This is a genomic window from Nocardioides sp. Leaf307 (assembly GCF_001423135.1).
Taxonomy (GTDB): Bacteria; Actinomycetota; Actinomycetes; order Propionibacteriales; family Nocardioidaceae; genus Nocardioides; species Nocardioides kribbensis.
In genome coordinates, this window is the sequence record NZ_LMNY01000003.1 from 129495 (window position 1) to 146380 (window position 16886).

The window sequence follows — 16886 nt, forward strand, 5'->3', positions numbered from 1 at the left end:
GGTCAGCGGCCGGCGTCAGCGGCGACGGGCCGGCAGGTCCTCGGGGCGGTGCTCCTCGACCCAGGCGTCGATGCGCTCCCACCAGTCGTAGAGCCAGGCGATCTGCTCGTCGCGGTCGGTGGGGATCTCGGCGCGCGGCACCTGCCACCACCGCATCGTGATCCGCTTGTCCATCGGCAGCTCGCGCCACAGGTCGCGCACGCCGAGCACGTGGTCGAGGCCGGTGTGGGCCACCATCACCACGTCGGCCTCGGGCGCGGCCTCGAGGGCGGCCAGCAGTCCACCCGGCTTCGGTGCGAGCACGTGGAGCATCGCCTCGGCGCGCCCCGCCATGGCGTGCAGGCCGAGGCGGTGCAGCCGGGCGATGGCGCGCTCGCGCCGCTCGGGGGAGAAGTTCCCGCCCTCGGGGAAGATCACGAAAGCGTCGTCGCGGTCGAGGCCGGTGGCCAGCGAGGCGATCTGCGACTCCAGGTCCTCCCCGTCGCCGGGGCTGGGGGAGATGAAGCGCGCCGGCAGCCGGGTGAGCAGGCAGCCGATGACGGGGTCCCACGCGAGGGTGTCCTTGAGCACCACCCGCGGCTCCCTGTCGTACCAGTCCATGAGGGCGTGCACGAGGGTGAAGGAGTCACCCGGCCCGGCGTGGCGGCAGCACACGAGCAGCGGGTGGCCGGGGTGGGCGTCGGGCGCCGGCCCGACCGTGGTGATCGACAGGTGCAGCACACGGCGCGCCTCGGAGAACAGCACCCACATCACGCCCTGCACGAGGTCGTAGTGGATCCCCTCGAAGTACGGCGTGCGCAGGCGCCGCCCGAAGCCCGACGAGAGCCACAGCCCCAGCAGCACCGCGAGCAGCACCGTCTCCATGGTCAGGTAGACCACCGCGAGCCAGGCCAGGCGCAGCGCGCGCCAGCGCCCCGGCACCCACGGCGAGACCGCGGCGGCGCCGAGCAGCCACAGCGGCAGGGCCAGCCAGAGCACCGCTGTCAGGCCCACGACGAGCGGGGCCACCAGCCCCAGGCGCAGCACTCGGGCCGCCCCGGCGGGCAGGCGGCGGCGACCGGGCGCGCTCACTGCAGGTGCTCGCGCAGGTAGTCGCGGGAGGCCTCGTAGGTCAGCTGCACCCGGGTCTCCACGTCGCGGAAGTCGCTGCCGGCCCGCAGCCCGTCGTCGCGGCTGCTGGTGCCGCGGGCCGGGAGCACGTGGGCCTCCACGCCGGCGGGCAGCTCGGCCAGCTCGCGGGTGAAGCGGTGGCGCCGGGCCACCTCGAAGGACACCCGGGCCACCTCCCAGGGCCGCCGCGGCGGGCGCAGCGGGCGGTCGAAGCGACCGACCTGCAGCACGAAGACCCGCGTCGCGCCGAGCTGGTGGGCGCGCGCCAGCGGCACGGAGTTGACGATGCCGCCGTCGAGGAAGTGCTCCCCGCCCACGCGCGCGGGCGGGAGCAGGCCCGGCACCGCGGCGCTGGCCATCACCGCGTCGACCACCGGCCCGGAGTCGAACCAGTGCTCCGCCGCGCGCTCGATGCTGGCCGCGCACACCTGGAGCGGCACGGCGAGCTCGGCGAAGGTGACCTCGCCCAGCTCCGCGCGCAGCCGCCGCTCCAGCGGACCGGCCGACCACAGGTGGGTGCCGCTGGCCACCGCCCGCCGCACGCTGCGCAGCGGGCGGTCGCCGAACACCGCCTCCTCGCGGGCACGCCGTACGCCGCTCGCCGCGCCGGCCGCGGCCTGCCACAGCCCGGTGAGGTGCTCGACGACGTCGAGGGTGGGCTCGCGGGCCACCAGGGCGCCGTTGAGGGCGCCGACGCTGGTGCCGAGCACGAGGTCGGGGCGCACGCCGTGCTCGAGCAGGGCCCGGAGCATGCCGACCTCGACGGCGCCCAGGGCACCGCCCCCGCCGAGGACGAAGGCGGTGGTGATGCTCAGGCCACCGGGTCGGGCGCGGTGAGCGCGCGGGTCGCGCGGGTGGCGCGGCGCTCGGCCCAGAAGCTCAGCAGCGGCACGGTGCCGCACAGCAGCGTGACCACGGTGAAGCCGGGCTCCCAGCGCGCCTTGCGGGCCAGCAGGAAGGCGGTGACGAGGAAGATCATGTAGAGCCAGCCGTGGGCGACGCCGAGGTACTCGGTGATGTCCTCGCCCACCTGCTGCACGCCCGAGCCCGGGGTGACCAGCTCGGGGGTGCCGGGGATGAAGCCCCACATCGAGCTGCCGTCGAAGTTGGCCAGGGGCACGCCGACCAGGATGAGCACGACGAGCAGCACGCCCACGACGCTGGCCATGATCCGGTAGCGCAGCAGCGTGCCGCGCACCTCCGACTCGGTCAGCGTGGTCGTGCGGCGGGACGAGGCGGGTGCGGTGCTCACGGCTTCGACGGTACCGGGTCGGCCACCGGCCGCGTGCCCGCTCCCGGGGCGGAGGCGTCGTCGGTGTCGGCCACCTCACCACCCCCGGCGCGGGCGGGCTCGCCGGGGCCCGGGGCGGGGTTTCCCCCGGGGTCGTCTCCGGTGTCGCCTCCAGGGCCGTCGCCCTGCCCGTCTTCGTCGAGGGGCTCGGCCTCGTCCTCGGGCTCGGCGGTCACCTCGCGCACGTAGCGCCACCACACGAAGGCCGCGAAGGCCGCGAAGATCCACCACTCCAGGGCGTAGAGGAAGTTGCGCAGCCCGGTGAACCGGTCGGCGGCCGGCAGCTGCTCCAGGGTCGCGGCGGAGAGGCCCTCGGTGCCGTCGTTGACGGCGGTGCCGCCGGTGGGCCAGTCGCCGGGGGCCACGTCGGTGGCGACGACGCCGTAGGCGCCGTAGAGGTCCTGGTCGACGCGCTGGATCAGGTCGGCCGTGCGCACCTGCGGGATGACGTCGTCGCTGCGGTCGGTGTCGGCCTCGCCCGTGCCCTCCGCGGGCTGCAGCCAGGCGACCATCTCGGCCGCACCCTCGGGCGGCGCGGGCGCCTCGGCCGGGTCGGCGGTCCAGCCCCGCACGATCGGCAGGGCAGGGGCGTCGCCCGCGCCGGGGTCGTCGGCCGCGTCGACCGGCCCGATCGCCAGGGGCGTCACGACCCAGTAGCCGTCCTGCCCGTCGAGCTCGCGACCCGAGACGTAGACGGTGCCGTCGGGCACCCAGACCCCGCTCACCACGACCGGCTGCCCGACCTTGTCACCGGGGAACCGGTCGTCAGCGCCGATCACGTCGGCCAACGGCTCGGGGTCGAGCCGGGTCAGGTCGGAGGCCTCGGCGGCGCGCTGGGCCTGCCACGAGTCGAGCTGCCACATGCCCAGCCCCGACGCCGCCACGATCGCGGCGACCCCCAGGGCGTGCACGCCCCACAGGCGCGGGGCGAGCGGCGACGACACGCCCCCAGTCTACGAAGCACCCCACGCCGCAGCGCCCCGACGAGGCCGTGCACCCCGCTCCTCGTGAGCCACGACTCAGCCGCGGTGGTCGAGGAGGGAGCCCCACACCCACACGGTGGTTGAGGAGGGAGCGCCAGCGACCGTCTCGAAACCACCCCACCCTCACGGTGTTGGGGATGGAGCGCGACCCACCGGCGCTCCCATGGATCGTCGCGTCGTGACCCGTCGGTGCCCGAGTAGTCGGTGGAGGTCTCGAGCACCCGGCCCCGGACGGCCGGTCACCGCGAGCGCCGCCGACCGGCCACGCGGGGCTGCCTCGCGTCCCCGGCCGGGTCGCCCGAGAAGTGGCGGCAGACGCCCGGTCGACGGCCGCCGCAGGTGTCGTCTCCCGCCACTTCCCGCACGAACGGCCCCCGCGAGCGCCGCCAGCACCGGCCACGCGGGGCTGCCTCGCGTCCCCGGCCGGCCCGCCCGGGAGGTGGCGGCAAACGCCCCGTCGACGGCCGCCGCAGGCGTCGTCTCCCGCCACTCACCGCACGATCGGCCACCACGAGCGCCGCCGGCACCGGCCCCGCCACGCGGGGCTTCCTCGCGTCCCGGCCGGACCGCGCGAGAAGTGGCGGCATACGACCGGTCAACGCCCGCCACAGGTGTCGTCTCCCGCCACTCACCGCACGATCGGCCACCGGGCCGCTCAGTCGCAGGAGGCGACCGGCACGTCACCCGAGGCGACCAGGTCCGCCGCCGCGGGCGGGTCGCTGAGCCGGAAGCCGATGCGCCCCGTCGAGGGGTCGGCCACCCCGTCGGTGAAGCTGCGCGCGAAGCTCGTCGAGGCCTCGGCCACCTCCAGCCGGTCGAAGAGGTCGGCCCGGTCGGGGCCCAGCGTGGCCGTGGCCAGCCCGCCCTGGAAGGACATGGCCCACACCTGGAGGTCGTCCAGCCCCGACACGTCCGCCCCGTCGGGGTCGAGGCAGCCCCGGGCGAGGTAGGTCGAGATCGCCGGCGCCCCGACCAGCGCGACGACCGCCGGGTCGTCGGCGTACGAGCCGCCGGAGGCGTCGAGCCCCTGCACGATGACGCTGTCCTCGGCCACCACGCTCGCCCCGGCCAGCGGGCCCACGCCCGCCTCCACCGCGCGGGTCAGCGCCTCGGGGTCGACGACCCGGTCGATGCCGAGCACGAAGCCGGTCTCGGTGCCGTCCTCGGCGAAGACGTGGGCCTCCCAGGTGACGTCGGCCTGCCCGAAGCCGAATCGCTGCACGAGCTGCTCGTCCACCGGCAGCAGGGTGCCGTCGGTGAGCGCCGCGGTCTCGGCCGTCGTACGCCGCTCGAAGGCCGCCCGGTCGGCCGCGGGGTCCTGCGAGGTCGGGTCCTCGACACCCAGCTGCACCGCCACCCGGGCGAAGTCGGTGACCTCGAGGCGTGCCGCGTCGGCCGGCACGTAGGGCAGCGCCAGCACCGCGGGCTCCGGCACGCCGCCGGCGACCACTGTCTCCACCGCGGCGGGCGGCGGCTGGTCGGCGTCGGGCGGCGGGATCTCCTCGGCGCACCCGCCGAGCAGCAGGGTGGCCGCGCAGACGGCGAGAGTCAGGCGGGGAAGCACGCGCGGCAGTCTGCCACCCGGCCACCGTGGGCGGGCCGAGTCCGCCGAAGTCCGCCCAGCGCGTCGCTGCCCGTGGCCACCCCTCCGACGGCAGCGTCAACCGGGTGTTTCCCGTGGAACATCGACGCGCCGATCCACCTCCTCCGACCGTTCCCGAGACGTAGAAGCACGCCGGGTCTCGTCGCGGTCGCCCCCGCGGGGCGGACGAAGCTGCCACAATCCAGCGGTGGACCCCGACCAGCGGCTACGAGAACTGGCGGTTCGGCACGCCGCCTTCGCCTGGCTCGACCGGCAGCGAGCCGCGGGCAAGGAGGTCTTCAGTCAGAACGACACCAGTGAGCTGTCCCTGGCTGGAGAGACCGTGCGCCTGATGCCGACTCAGCAGGGGATCTGGAAACCCGGTCACCTCGCGGCCGCGCTGTCCATCCGCACGGTCTACCGACCCGAAGGAACTGACCGGCCGTACGACGACGCCGTAGGGGCCGACGGTTTCTACCGGTACAAGATGCGCGGCGACGATCCCGGTCACTACCAGAACCGGGCGCTACGCGAGGCGATGACCGCGCGCCTCCCCCTCATCTGGTGGCTCGGCGTGCAAGGAGGCGGTTACAGCGCGCTGTATCCGGTTCACCTGGTCGACGAGGAACCCGTCGCTCTGCAGTTCGTGGTCGACATCGATGCCGTGCCGCAGACGGACATCGTCTGGCCCGCCGCCGACCTCGAGCTCGACCCGGCCTATCGCCAACAGCTGACGCGCATCCGGCTCCATCAACGCCCGTTCCGCGCGGCGGTGCTCCGGGCCTACCGCACGTCCTGCGCGATCTGCTCCTTCCGGCACGGTGACTTGCTCGACGCAGCGCACATCCATGAGGACAGTGCCGGTGGCCGTCCGGTGATCACCAACGGCCTCACGCTGTGCAAGATGCACCACGCGGCCTACGACAGAAAGATCTTGGGCATCACCCCCAGCCACGAGGTCAGGGTCAACGCCGCCGTTCTGGAGGAAGTGGACGGGCCGATGCTCCGTCATGGGATCCAGGAGTTCCACGGCAAACGCCTCATGGTGCTTCCCGAGCGACGCAGCCAGCACCCCGACTCGGAGTTGCTCGAGGCTCGCTATCAGGCATTCCTCGACGCCAGCTGACCTACAGCAGCTGACCCGGTCTTGATCGGTGGAGCCTAGGGGACTCGAACCCCTAACCCCCTGCTTGCAAAGCAGGTGCGCTACCAATTGCGCCAAGGCCCCGTACGGCGCGAGCCGCGGGTGTGGCCGCGGGGGCCACCGGGTGGATCAGTCGGTGGGAGGCCGAGGCCTCAGGAGCGGGCGACCGGGTCGGTGGCCTCGGCCCACAGGGCCTGCTCCGAGCGGCTCTCGTCGAGCTTGCGCTTGGTGAGGACGGCTCCGGCGGCGGCGAGGGCCAGCAGGACGATCTTCTTCACGGTGTGCCTCCGCAGTGGTGGGGCGATCGGTGACTCCGGCTGTGCCTCGTGGAGCGGGAGGCGGTGGTCGTGCTGGTGGGCCTAACAGGACTTGAACCTGTGACCTCTTCCTTATCAGGGAAGCGCTCTAACCGTCTGAGCTATAGGCCCTCTTCCCGACCTGGATCGGGGTGGACGCCGGGCGACCGAGGCGTGACGTTACCCCACCGCGCCGGGCCGGGACAAAACGGGCCGCGGCCGGTGGTCCGGCCGCGGCGCCGCGAGGTGTCAGTTGTCCTCGGAGAGGGTGACCTCGATGCCGCCGAGCAGCGCGGCGGCCATGTTGTAGAGGAACGCGCCGAGGGTGGCGACGGCGGTGATCAGCACGACGTCGATGGCGGCCACCAGCATCGTGAAGCCCAGGACGCGGGAGGTGCCGACGTAGTTCTCGACGTCGAAGTCGCCGGCCTCCTGGCCGCCGATCATGTTGCGCACGGTCTCGTTGATGGAGTCCCACACGCCAGCGGCGCCGAGCACCGACCAGACCATGAGCACCGAGACGACGGTGACGACGGCGAAGGCGATGGCCAGCAGGAACGACGTCTTCATCACCGACCAGGGGTCGATGCGGGTCAGCCGCAGGCGCGCCCGCCGCGGGCCCCGGGAAGGAGCGCCGCCGGCCGCCGGGGTGACGGTAGTGCCCGTCGCCTTGGCCTTCTTCTCCTGCGTCATCGAGGAGAAGGCCGACTGCACCCGGTCGGTCAGCGCCGGCCGCGTGGCGGTGGCGTCGGGGTCGTCGGCGGCCCTCGCGCCGGAGGCGCTGCCCCCGGGCTGGGGATCGGTGCGGGTGGCGCCCCGCTCGGCGGGTCGGTCGGTCATCAGTCCTCGCCCTCTCCGTCATCGGTCACGGAGGTGGTCTCGTCGGCGGCGCCGTCGACAGCGGCGTCGGCGACATCATCAGCGGTGGCGCTCACGTCCTGCGACGCGTCACCGCCTTCGATTGTTGCATCCGCGTCTGCATCGGCCGACTCCTCGACCTGCTCCTCCACCTTGGCCTCGACCGAGCGGGCCACCACGGCGACCGCGTCACCGGCCTTCGGGCCGACGAACTTCACGCCCATCGTGGAGCGGCCCGTGGGGCGGAACTCCTCGTTGACAGGGCTGCGCACGACCTGGCCGCTCTGGGTGATGGCCATGATCTCGTCGCCGTCCTCGACGATGAACGCACCGACCAGGCCGCCGCGGTCCTCGTTGGCCAGCGACATCGCCTTGATGCCGATGCCGCCGCGCGACTGCAGGCGGTACTCCGAGATCCGGGTGCGCTTGGCGAAGCCCCCGTCGGTGATGGTGAAGACGTACTGCGGCTTGACCTCCTCCACCTGCTCCGGGGAGGCCTCCACGTCGGGGGCGTCCAGATCGGTCTCGGTGTCGAGGCCCGCGGCCATCTCCGCGGCCACCTGCGCCGCACGGATGACCGACATCGACAGCAGTGAGTCGCCGTCGCGGAACTTCATGCCCGAGACGCCCGAGGTCGCGCGGCCCATCGGGCGCAGCTGGGTGTCGTCGGCGCGGAAGCGGATCGACTGGCCCTTGCGCGAGACCAGCAGGATGTCGTCCTCGGAGCCCACCAGCTCGGCGCCGATCAGCTCGTCGTCGTCCTCGCGGAAGTTGATCGCGATGACGCCGGCCTGACGCGGGCTGTTGTAGTCGCCGAGGCGGGTCTTCTTGACCAGCCCGCTGCGGGTCGCCAGGACGAGGTAGTCGGCCTGGTCGTAGTCGCGGATCGCGAGCACCTGGGCGATCGACTCGTCGGGCTGGAACGACAGCAGGCCGGCCACGTGACCGCCCTTGGCGTCGCGGGAGGCCTCGGGCAGGTTGTAGGCCTTGGTGCGGTAGACCCGGCCGGCGGTGGTGAAGAAGAGCAGCCAGTGGTGGTTGGAGGTGGCGATGAAGTGCTCGACGACGTCGTCGCCGCGCAGCGTGGCGCCGCGCACGCCCTTACCGCCACGCTTCTGGGTGCGGTACTGCGCCCGCTGGGTGCGCTTGGCGTAGCCACCGCGGGTGATGGAGACGACGAGCTCCTCGTCGGGGATCAGGTCCTCCATCGACAGGTCGCCGTCGGCCGCGATGATCTGGGTGCGCCGGTCGTCGCCGTACTTCTCCACGATCTCGCCCAGCTCGTCGGAGACGATCTGACGCTGGCGGGTGACGTTGGCCAGGATGTCCTGGAGGTCGGCGATGGTCAGCTCGATCTCGGCCAGCTCGTCGATGATCTTCTGCCGCTCCAGCGCGGCCAGGCGGCGCAGCTGGAGGTCGAGGATCGCCATGGCCTGCACGTCGTCGATCTCGAGCAGCTCCATCAGCCCGTCGCGCGCGTCGGCGACCTCGGGCGAGCGGCGGATGAGCGCGATGACTTCGTCGAGCTGGTCGAGGGCCTTGGCCAGGCCGCGCAGGATGTGGGCGCGCCGCTCGGCCTCGCGCAGCAGGTACTCGGTGCGCCTGCGGATGACCTCGACCTGGTGCTCGACCCAGTTGCTGATGAACTGGTCGATGCTCAGGGTGCGCGGCACGCCGTCGACCAGCGCCAGCATGTTGGCGCTGAAGTTGGTCTGCAGCTCGGTGTGCTTGAGCAGGTTGTTGAGCACGACGCGGGCCACGGCGTCGCGCTTGAGCACGACCACGAGGCGCTGACCGGTGCGGTCGGAGGTGTCGTCGCGGACGTCGGAGATGCCCTGGACCTTGCCGGAGTCGGCGAGCTCGGCGATCTTCAGCGCGAGGTTGTCGGGGTTGACCATGTAGGGCAGCTCGGTGACCACCAGGCAGGTGCGGCCCTTGGCGTCCTCGTCGACCTCGATCACCGCGCGCTGGGTGATCGAGCCGCGACCGGTGCGGTAGGCCTGCTCGATGCCCTGACGGCCGGTGATGAGCGCGCCGTTGGGGAAGTCGGGGCCCTTGATCCGCTCGATCAGGGCGTCCTGGAGCTCCTCGCGGCTGGCGTCGGGGTGCTCGAGGGCCCAGCGAGCGCCGGCGGCGACCTCGCGCAGGTTGTGCGGCGGGATGTTGGTGGCCATGCCGACCGCGATGCCGGCCGAGCCGTTGACCAGCAGGTTGGGGATGCGCGAGGGAAGGACGACGGGCTCCTGCGAGCGACCGTCGTAGTTGGGCTGGAAGTCGACGGTCTCCTTCTCGATGTCACGGACCATCTCCATAGCCAGCGGCGCCATCCGGCACTCGGTGTACCGCATGGCCGCGGCGGAGTCGTTGCCCGGCGAGCCGAAGTTGCCCTGACCGTTGATGAGCGGGGCGCGCATCACCCACGGCTGCGCGAGGCGCACCAGGGTGTCGTAGATCGCGGTGTCGCCGTGGGGATGGTACTGACCCATGACGTCGCCGACCACGCGCGAGCACTTCGAGAAGCCGCGGTCGGGGCGGTAGCCGCCGTCGAACATCGCGTAGAGCACGCGGCGGTGCACCGGCTTGAGGCCGTCGCGCACGTCGGGCAGCGCGCGCCCGACGATGACGGCCATGGCGTAGTCGATGTAGGCGCGCTGCATCGAGGTCTGCAGCTCGACGGGCTCGATGCGCCCCCCGGGTCCTCCGTCGGAGGGAGGGGTGCCGTCGGTCGGGGTCTGGGTCACGTGTCTCGGTCTCTCTGGTCGGTTCTACCGGAATCTAGCGATCTCGCGAGAGAGCTAGATATCCAGGAATCGGACGTCCTTGGCGTTGCGCTGGATGAAGGAGCGCCGCTGCTCGACGTCCTCGCCCATGAGGATCGAGAAGATCTCGTCGGCGTGGGCGGCGTCGTCGAGGGTGACCTGCAGCATCAGCCGCTGGTCGGGATCCATGGTCGTCTCCCACAGCTCCTTGGCGTTCATCTCGCCGAGGCCCTTGTAGCGCTGGACCGGGTTCTCCTTGGGCAGCTTCTTGCCCGCGGCCTGGCCCTCGCGCAGCAGCGCGTCGCGCTCGGCGTCGGAGTAGACGAACTCGTGCTCGGCCGGCTTGTTCCACCGCAGGCGGTAGAGCGGGGGCTGGGCCATGTAGACGTAGCCGCCCTCGATGAGGGGGCGCATGAAGCGGAAGAGCAGCGTCAGCAGCAGCGTGTTGATGTGGTGGCCGTCGACGTCGGCGTCGGCCATCAGCACGACCTTGTGGTAGCGCAACTTGGCGGGGTCGTACTCCTCCTGGATGCCTGTGCCCAGGGCGGAGATGATCGACTGCACCTCGGTGTTGCCCAGCACCTTGTCGATGCGGGCCTTCTCGACGTTGAGGATCTTGCCGCGGATCGGGAGGATCGCCTGGATGCGCGGGTCGCGGCCCTGACGGGCCGAGCCGCCGGCCGAGTCGCCCTCGACGATGAAGACCTCGCACTCCGCGGGGTTGGTCGACTGGCAGTCCGAGAGCTTGCCGGGCAGGCCGCCGCCGCCGAGCAGGCCCTTGCGGTTGCGGGCCAGGTCGCGCGCCTTGCGGGCGGCGAGGCGAGCCGACTGCGCGGCCTGGGCCTTGCGCACGATGTCCTTGCCCTCGGCGGGGTTCTTCTCCAGCCAGTCGCCGAGCTGCTCGTTCATCAGGCGCTGGACGAAGCCCTTGGCCTCGGTGTTGCCGAGCTTGGTCTTGGTCTGGCCCTCGAACTGCGGCTCGCCCATCTTGATCGAGATGATCGCGGTGAGGCCCTCGCGGATGTCGTCGCCGGAGACGCGGTCCTCCTGCTTCTTCATCAGGCCCCACTCGAAGCCCCACGTGTTGACCAGCCCGGTCAGCGCCGCTCGGAAGCCCTCCTCGTGGGTGCCGCCCTCGTGGGTGTTGATGGTGTTGGCGAAGGTGTGGACCGACTCGGTGAAGCTGGTGTTCCACTGCATCGCGACCTCGAGCGACATGTGGTTCTCCACCGACTCCGGGGTCTCGGCCTCGAAGGAGATCACCGTCGGGTTGGCGGCGGTCTTGCGGCGGTTGAGGTGCTCGACGTAGTCGACCAGGCCGCGGTCGTACTTGAAGACCTGCTCCAGGCCGCCGGCGTCGCCGCGCTTGATCGCGTCGTGGCCGGCGTCGTCGATGCCGCCCTCGTCGTCGGGGTCGACGGTGTTGTCCTCGACCGCGTCGGCGACCTCGCTGGCCGCGGGCCGCTCGTCGCGCAGGACGATCTCGAGGCCCTTGTTGAGGAAGGCCATCTCGCGGAAGCGGGCGGAGATGGTCTCGAGGGAGTACTCGGTGGTCTCGAAGATCTCCGGCGAGGCCCAGTAGGTGACCGTCGTGCCGGTCCGCTCGCCGGGCTCCATCGCGCGGACCTGCTCGAGCGGGCCGTCGGGCACCCCGATGGTGAAGGACTGGCGCCACAGGTGGCCGCGGTTGCGCACCTCGACGACCAGGTGGGTCGACAGGGCGTTGACCACGGAGACGCCGACGCCGTGCAGACCACCGGAGACCTTGTAGCCGCCCCCGCCGAACTTGCCGCCGGCGTGGAGCATGGTCAGCGCCATCGTGACCGCCGGCATCTCCTGGCCCGGAGCGGTGTCGGTGGGGATGCCGCGCCCGTTGTCCTCGACCCGGATGGCGCCGTCGTCGGTCAGCGTCACGACGATCCGGTCGCAGTAGCCCGCGAGCGACTCGTCGACCGCGTTGTCGACGATCTCCCAGATCAGGTGGTGCAGGCCGCGCACGCCGGTGGAGCCGATGTACATGCCCGGACGCTTGCGCACGGCCTCGAGGCCCTCGAGGACCTGGATCGCGGAGGCGTCGTACTCGACGCCGTTGGGCGGCTGGGGGGCTGTCGTCTCCGGGATCTCTGCCTGGTTGTCCTCGGACACGTCCACCTCTTCAGACTCCGGCTCCGCGAGGAGCGTGACATGAGCAGGGTCGCGCGAGGCGACCCAGAGTCCCATGATAGCCCGCTGAGGGCCTCTGCTCACGCAGGCGTCCCCAGCCGGGGGTCCTCACTGTGGAAAAAACCGCCCTGAGCGCTCCCTGAGGGCCTCGTGGAGCGCACGGGAGGGGGTCGGACAGGGACGGGTACGCCGGAGCCGCTCCGTGGGGCGCCGAGCGGCGCAGGCGCGACGCGGCCGCGGGTCAGCCGTAGGTGTCGCGCGGGCCGCGACCGTCGCGCACCGAGCGCGGGCCCTTCTTCCACGTCGGCCCGTGGGGGCCGAGCACCTCGATCACCACGACCGTGCCGTGGCCCAGCTCCTCGTTGAGCCGGCGCACCAGCGTCGGCGCCAGCAGCTTGAGCTGGGTGGCCCAGGCGGTGGAGTCGGTGCGCACTACCAGGCGCCCGTCGGCGAACGACTCCGGCGTGCAGTGCGAGGAGACCTCCTGGCCGACCAGCTCGGGCCAGCGCCCGAAGACGCCGTGCACCCGCAGGTCGAGCTCCCAGCCGTGGTCGCCCACGAGCCGCGCCAGCGTGGCGTCGAGCAGCTGGGGGTCGCGGTCGTCGGGGTGCGAGCCGCTGACCCGACCGCCGCCGCCGCGGTCGCGGCGCGGCCTGCGCCGGCGCGCCGCCGACGTCGTGCCGGCCGTGGCCCGTGCGATCGCCCGGGCCAGCTCCAGCCCGTCGGGGCGGTGCTCCGGCTGCTCGTCGGGCTCCGCCGCGGTCGGGCCGTCGGAGGCGGCGGGCCCGGCGGGCCGCTCGGGCCGCTCGGGGCGGTCGGGCCGCTCGGGGCGGTCGGGGCGGTCGGGGCGGGGGCCGTCAGCGGGTTCGGTGGGGTCAGGCATCGTCGCGGCGTACCTTCCCCTCCCCCACCAGGAACCTCGCTCCGGCCAGCGCGGCCGGCACGTCGGCGGCGACGGCCGCGGTCACCAGGACCTGCTCGGCCCCCGCGACCAGCTCGGCGAGCTGCGCCCGCCGCTCCGTGTCGAGCTCGGCGAAGACGTCGTCCAGGATCAGGATCGGGTCGTCGCCGTCGGAGCGCAACAGGTCGTAGGAGGCCAGGCGCAGCGCCAGCGCGAACGACCACGACTCGCCGTGGGAGGCGTAGCCCTTCACCGGCAGCCGCGGCCCGCCGCTGGTCGGGGCCTCCTCGCCGTCACCGGCGCCGGGGTCGGCGTCGGCCTCGGCCGCCGCATCGGCCGAGGCACCGGCCGCCGCATCGGCCGAGGCACCGGTCGAGGGCCCGGCGCCGTGGCCGATCGTGAGCAGCAGCTCGTCGCGGTGGGGTCCCACCAGCGAGATGCCGCGGTCGAGCTCGTCCTTGCGACGCCGCTCCACCTCGGCCAGCAGCGCCTCGGCCAGCTCGGGCTGGGTGCGGGCACCGCCGAGCTCGAGGCTGGGGCGGTACTCGATGTCGGCGTCGTCGCGGCGCGCGCCCCGCGCGACGGTCGCGTAGGCGGAGCCGACGTAGGGCCGCAGCTGCTCGACCAGCGCCAGCCGCTCGGCGAGCAGCTCGGCGCCGGTCGTGGCCAGGTGGGAGTCCCAGACGCCGAGCGTCGACAGCGCGCCCTCCTGCGCCGAGCTGCCGCGGCGCGCGGCGCCCGCGGTCTTGAGCAGCGAGTTGCGCTGGCGCAGCACCCGGTCGTAGTCGGAGCGGACCCCGGCCAGGCGCGGGGTGCGCAGCACGAGCAGGTCGTCGAGGAACTTGCGCCGGTCCGACGGGTCGCCCTTGACCAGCGTGAGGTCCTCCGGCGAGAAGACCACGGTGCGCACCAGACCGACCAGGTCGCGGGCCCGCGGCAGCGGGGAGCGGTTGATCCGGGCGCGGTTGCTCCTGCCGGGGTTGAGCTCGACCTCGAGCACCGCCGTGCGCCCGTCGCGCACGACGGCGGCCCGCACGATCGCCTGCTCCGCGCCGGCCCGGATCAGCGGGGCGTCGCTGGCCACCCGGTGGGAGGCCAGGCGCGAGAGGTAGTCGATCGCCTCGACCAGGTTGGTCTTGCCCTGGCCGTTGCGGCCGATGAAGGCCGTGACGCCCGGCTCGAGCGCGACGTCGGCCGCGGGGTAGGAGCGGAAGTCGTGGAGGGTGAGGTGGGAGACGTACACCCGGCGGCCGGGCCTAGCCGCCGCGGACGTCGGGGTTGGCGTCGCCGCCGACGGGGGCCTCGGTGTGCACGGCGTGACCGCCGAACTGGTTGCGCATAGCCGCGATCGCCTTCATCGCCGGGCTGTCGTCCTGGCGCGAGGTGAACCGGGCGAAGAGCGAGGCGGCGATGACGTTCATCGGTACGGCGTTGTCGATGGCCGCCTCCACCGTCCACCGGCCCTCGCCGGAGTCGTCGGCGTAGCCGCGCAGCTGGTCGAGGTGGGTGTCGTCCTCGATGGCCGCCACGAGCAGGTCGAGCAGCCACGAGCGGATGACGGTGCCGGAGCGCCAGGAGTCGAACACCGCCGGGACGTCCTCGACGAGGTCGACCTTCTCCAGCAGCTCCCAGCCCTCGGCGTAGCTCTGCATCATGGCGTACTCGATGCCGTTGTGGACCATCTTGGCGAAGTGGCCCGCGCCGGGCTTGCGGCCGGCGTGGACGAACCCGCCCTCGGCGGGCTTGAGGGCGTCGAGGGCCGGCTGGACCTTGGCGACGTCCTCGTCGGAGCCGCCGCACATCAGCGCGTAGCCGTTCTGCAGGCCCCACACACCGCCGGAGACGCCGCAGTCGACGAAGCCGACGTCCTTCTCGGCGAGCATCGCGGCATTGGCCTGGTCGTCGGTCCACTTGGAGTTGCCGCCGTCGACGACCAGGTCGCCCTCGCCGAGCAGCTCCCCCAGGGCCGCGACGGTCTCGCGGGTGGGGTCGCCCGCGGGCACCATCACCCACACGACCTTCGGCGAGGGCAGCTGCTCGACCATCGAGGCCAGGCTGTCGGCGTCGGCCAGGTCGGGGTTGCGGTCGTAGCCGACGACGGTGTGGCCGGCCTCCCGCAGGCGCGAGCGCATGTTGCCGCCCATCTTCCCGAGTCCGACGAGTCCGATGTCCATGAGTACCTCCGGGTGCGCGGGCAGGGGTGGGCCCCGGCGGGGGCCGAGGGGTGGTGGGTCAGGAGAGCAGGCGGCGCGGCATGAGCAGGTAGCGGAAGCCGGTGTCGGTGCCCGCCTCGGCCGGCGACCCGCTGATGACGACCGGCTTGGCGGCCTGGGTGAAGGCCAGCTCGACGATCGGCTCGTCGATGGCGCTCAGCCCGTCGAGCAGGAACTGGGGGTTGAAGCCGGTCGTGATGTCGTCGCCCTCGATCTGGGCCTCGATCGACTCCGAGGCCTGCGCCTCGTCGCCCGACCCGGCGTCGAGGGTGAGCACACCGTCACTGAAGGCCAGCTGCACGGCGGTGTTGCGCTCGGCGACGAGCGAGACCCGCTTGACCGACTCGATCAGCGCGGCCTTGTCGACCTTGGCCACGGTGAGGTGCTCGCTGGGGAAGAGGCTGCGGACCTTGGGGAACTCACCGTCGAGCAGTCGCGTCGTCGTACGCCGCACCCCGCCCGGCGCCGCGCCCTCGAAGCCGATGATGCCCTCGCCGCTGCCGCTGGCGGCCAGCGCGATGACGACCTCGCTGCCGGCGGTCAGCGACTTGGCGGTGTCGCCGAGCACCTTCGCCGGCACCAGCGCCGCGAGGGTCTCGTCGGGGGTGCGGGGGTCCCAGCCCAGCTCGCGCTGGGAGAGGCGGAAGCGGTCGGTGGCCAGCAGCGAGATGCTCGAGCCGTCGATCTCGAGCCGCACGCCGGTCAGCACCGGGAGCATGTCGTCGCGCCCGGCCGCCGTGACGGCCTGGGCCACCGAGTGGGCGAAGACGTCGCTCTGCACCGTGCCGGTCGCCGCGGGCATGTCGGGCAGCGACGGGTAGTCGGCCACCGGCATGGTCTGGAGGCTGAAGCGGGCCGAGCCGCAGGTGAGGGACACCCGTGAGCCGTCGAGCACCATCTCGACCGGCTTGGCCGGCAGGCTGCGGCAGATGTCGGCGAGCAGCCGGCCGCTGACCAGGGCGCGGCCCTCGGTGGTCACGTCGGCCTTGAGCGTGGCGCGGGCCGAGGTCTCGTAGTCGAAGGTCGAGAGCACCAGGCCCTCGTCGTCGGTCTCGATCAGCAGGCCGGCGAGGACGGGGACGCTCGGACGGACCGGCAGGCTGCGGGCAGCCCAGGCGACGGCATCGGCGAGCACGTCGCGTTCGACGCGGAACTTCACGGTGTGTCCTTCGGGTGCGGCTGGGCTCTGGGGGGCTGATCCTGCCACGTCGTCCCGGCCGCTGGGAGTCCGGTGCGTCCTGTCGTGCTCCGTGCACCGGGTGCTCGCCCTGCGCTCCTCGGTCCGTCGCAGGCGCCGGGCGAGCGAGTTGTGCACAGGCAGGGGGGTCGGAACATGTTCACGGAGGATCTGGACGTCTGGAGGTACGGAGGAGTCATAGCAGCGGTGGAATCTGTGGACAGCCGGCGTCTGTGCAGGTCAGGCCGCGTGGCGCTCGCTCACAGGCCCTGTGCAGGACGCCGTGGAACCACAAGGGCCGGTGTGCAGTCGTGGGCGGCCCGTGAGCTCCGTCCACCGCTCGTCCACAGCCTCTCCCGGCGATCCGGGGCCGGCGCACAGGCGGCTCCACATCACACAACGGTGTAGT

General features: G+C 72.7%; 14 protein-coding genes and 2 tRNA genes. 1 reads left to right on the top strand and 15 read right to left on the bottom strand.

The genetic code is table 11. The annotated features are described in order from the left end of the window. Nucleotides 1-15: 15 nt before the first annotated feature. The 5 genes from ASF50_RS15530 to ASF50_RS15550 form a co-directional block, all read right to left on the bottom strand. Nucleotides 16-1071, bottom strand: a complete 1056-nt coding sequence (locus tag ASF50_RS15530) for a 1-acyl-sn-glycerol-3-phosphate acyltransferase (protein ID WP_235557702.1) — start codon at nt 1069-1071, stop codon at nt 16-18. Next, nucleotides 1068-1925 carry a patatin-like phospholipase family protein gene (locus ASF50_RS15535; protein ID WP_321163146.1) on the bottom strand — a complete coding sequence of 286 codons (858 nt, stop codon included), beginning with the start codon at nt 1923-1925 and terminating at the stop codon, nt 1068-1070. Before ASF50_RS15535 ends, ASF50_RS15530 begins: the two co-directional genes overlap by 4 nt. After that, nucleotides 1922-2362: a DUF3817 domain-containing protein gene (locus tag ASF50_RS15540; protein ID WP_056905104.1), complete on the bottom strand. Its 441-nt coding sequence runs from the start codon at nt 2360-2362 to the stop codon at nt 1922-1924. The genes ASF50_RS15535 and ASF50_RS15540 overlap by 4 nt, the downstream gene beginning before the upstream one ends. After that, on the bottom strand, nt 2359-3345 hold the full coding sequence (locus tag ASF50_RS15545; protein WP_056905105.1) for an SURF1 family protein: 987 nt from the start codon (nt 3343-3345) through the stop codon (nt 2359-2361). Before ASF50_RS15545 ends, ASF50_RS15540 begins: the two co-directional genes overlap by 4 nt. Before the next feature lie 694 nt (nt 3346-4039). Continuing rightward, the gene (locus tag ASF50_RS15550; protein ID WP_056905106.1) at nt 4040-4948 is read right to left on the bottom strand and encodes a hypothetical protein; all 909 of its coding nucleotides are present in this window, start codon (nt 4946-4948) and stop codon (nt 4040-4042) included. 226 nt (nt 4949-5174) lie between these two features. Here ASF50_RS15550 and ASF50_RS15555 point away from each other — a divergent pair, with 226 nt between their 5' ends. Then, on the top strand, nt 5175-6092 hold the full coding sequence (locus tag ASF50_RS15555; protein WP_056905107.1) for an HNH endonuclease: 918 nt from the start codon (nt 5175-5177) through the stop codon (nt 6090-6092). Between the two features lie 29 nt (nt 6093-6121). Here the strand turns inward: ASF50_RS15555 and ASF50_RS15560 are convergent. The 10 genes from ASF50_RS15560 to dnaN all read right to left on the bottom strand — a co-directional run bounded on the left by ASF50_RS15560 (nt 6122) and on the right by dnaN (nt 16459). Beyond that, a tRNA-Ala gene (locus tag ASF50_RS15560) sits at nt 6122-6194 on the bottom strand. A 68-nt stretch (nt 6195-6262) separates the two neighbouring features. Further along, the gene (locus ASF50_RS19760; protein WP_228941994.1) at nt 6263-6388 is read right to left on the bottom strand and encodes a DLW-39 family protein; all 126 of its coding nucleotides are present in this window, start codon (nt 6386-6388) and stop codon (nt 6263-6265) included. Nucleotides 6389-6461: 73 nt separating this feature from the next. Then, nucleotides 6462-6538: transfer RNA gene (locus tag ASF50_RS15565), tRNA-Ile, on the bottom strand. 117 nt (nt 6539-6655) lie between these two features. After that, nucleotides 6656-7246 (bottom strand): DUF3566 domain-containing protein, encoded by a 591-nt coding sequence (locus ASF50_RS15570; RefSeq protein ID WP_056865115.1) that lies wholly within the window; start codon nt 7244-7246, stop codon nt 6656-6658. Continuing rightward, nucleotides 7246-9921, bottom strand: a complete 2676-nt coding sequence (gyrA, locus tag ASF50_RS15575) for a DNA gyrase subunit A (RefSeq protein ID WP_228942018.1) — start codon at nt 9919-9921, stop codon at nt 7246-7248. Before gyrA ends, ASF50_RS15570 begins: the two co-directional genes overlap by 1 nt. Before the next feature lie 138 nt (nt 9922-10059). After that, on the bottom strand, nt 10060-12243 hold the full coding sequence (gene gyrB, locus ASF50_RS15580) for a DNA topoisomerase (ATP-hydrolyzing) subunit B (protein WP_082500440.1): 2184 nt from the start codon (nt 12241-12243) through the stop codon (nt 10060-10062). Nucleotides 12244-12427: 184 nt separating this feature from the next. Next, on the bottom strand, nt 12428-13069 hold the full coding sequence (locus ASF50_RS15585; protein WP_056905109.1) for a DUF721 domain-containing protein: 642 nt from the start codon (nt 13067-13069) through the stop codon (nt 12428-12430). Beyond that, nucleotides 13062-14330: a DNA replication/repair protein RecF gene (gene recF / locus ASF50_RS15590; RefSeq protein WP_056905110.1), complete on the bottom strand. Its 1269-nt coding sequence runs from the start codon at nt 14328-14330 to the stop codon at nt 13062-13064. The genes ASF50_RS15585 and recF overlap by 8 nt, the downstream gene beginning before the upstream one ends. A 13-nt stretch (nt 14331-14343) precedes the next feature. Beyond that, nucleotides 14344-15261 carry a phosphogluconate dehydrogenase (NAD(+)-dependent, decarboxylating) gene (gnd, locus tag ASF50_RS15595; protein WP_056905111.1) on the bottom strand — a complete coding sequence of 306 codons (918 nt, stop codon included), beginning with the start codon at nt 15259-15261 and terminating at the stop codon, nt 14344-14346. Between the two features lie 58 nt (nt 15262-15319). After that, nucleotides 15320-16459 (bottom strand): DNA polymerase III subunit beta, encoded by a 1140-nt coding sequence (dnaN, locus tag ASF50_RS15600; RefSeq protein ID WP_056865110.1) that lies wholly within the window; start codon nt 16457-16459, stop codon nt 15320-15322. Nucleotides 16460-16886: the final 427 nt, after the last annotated feature.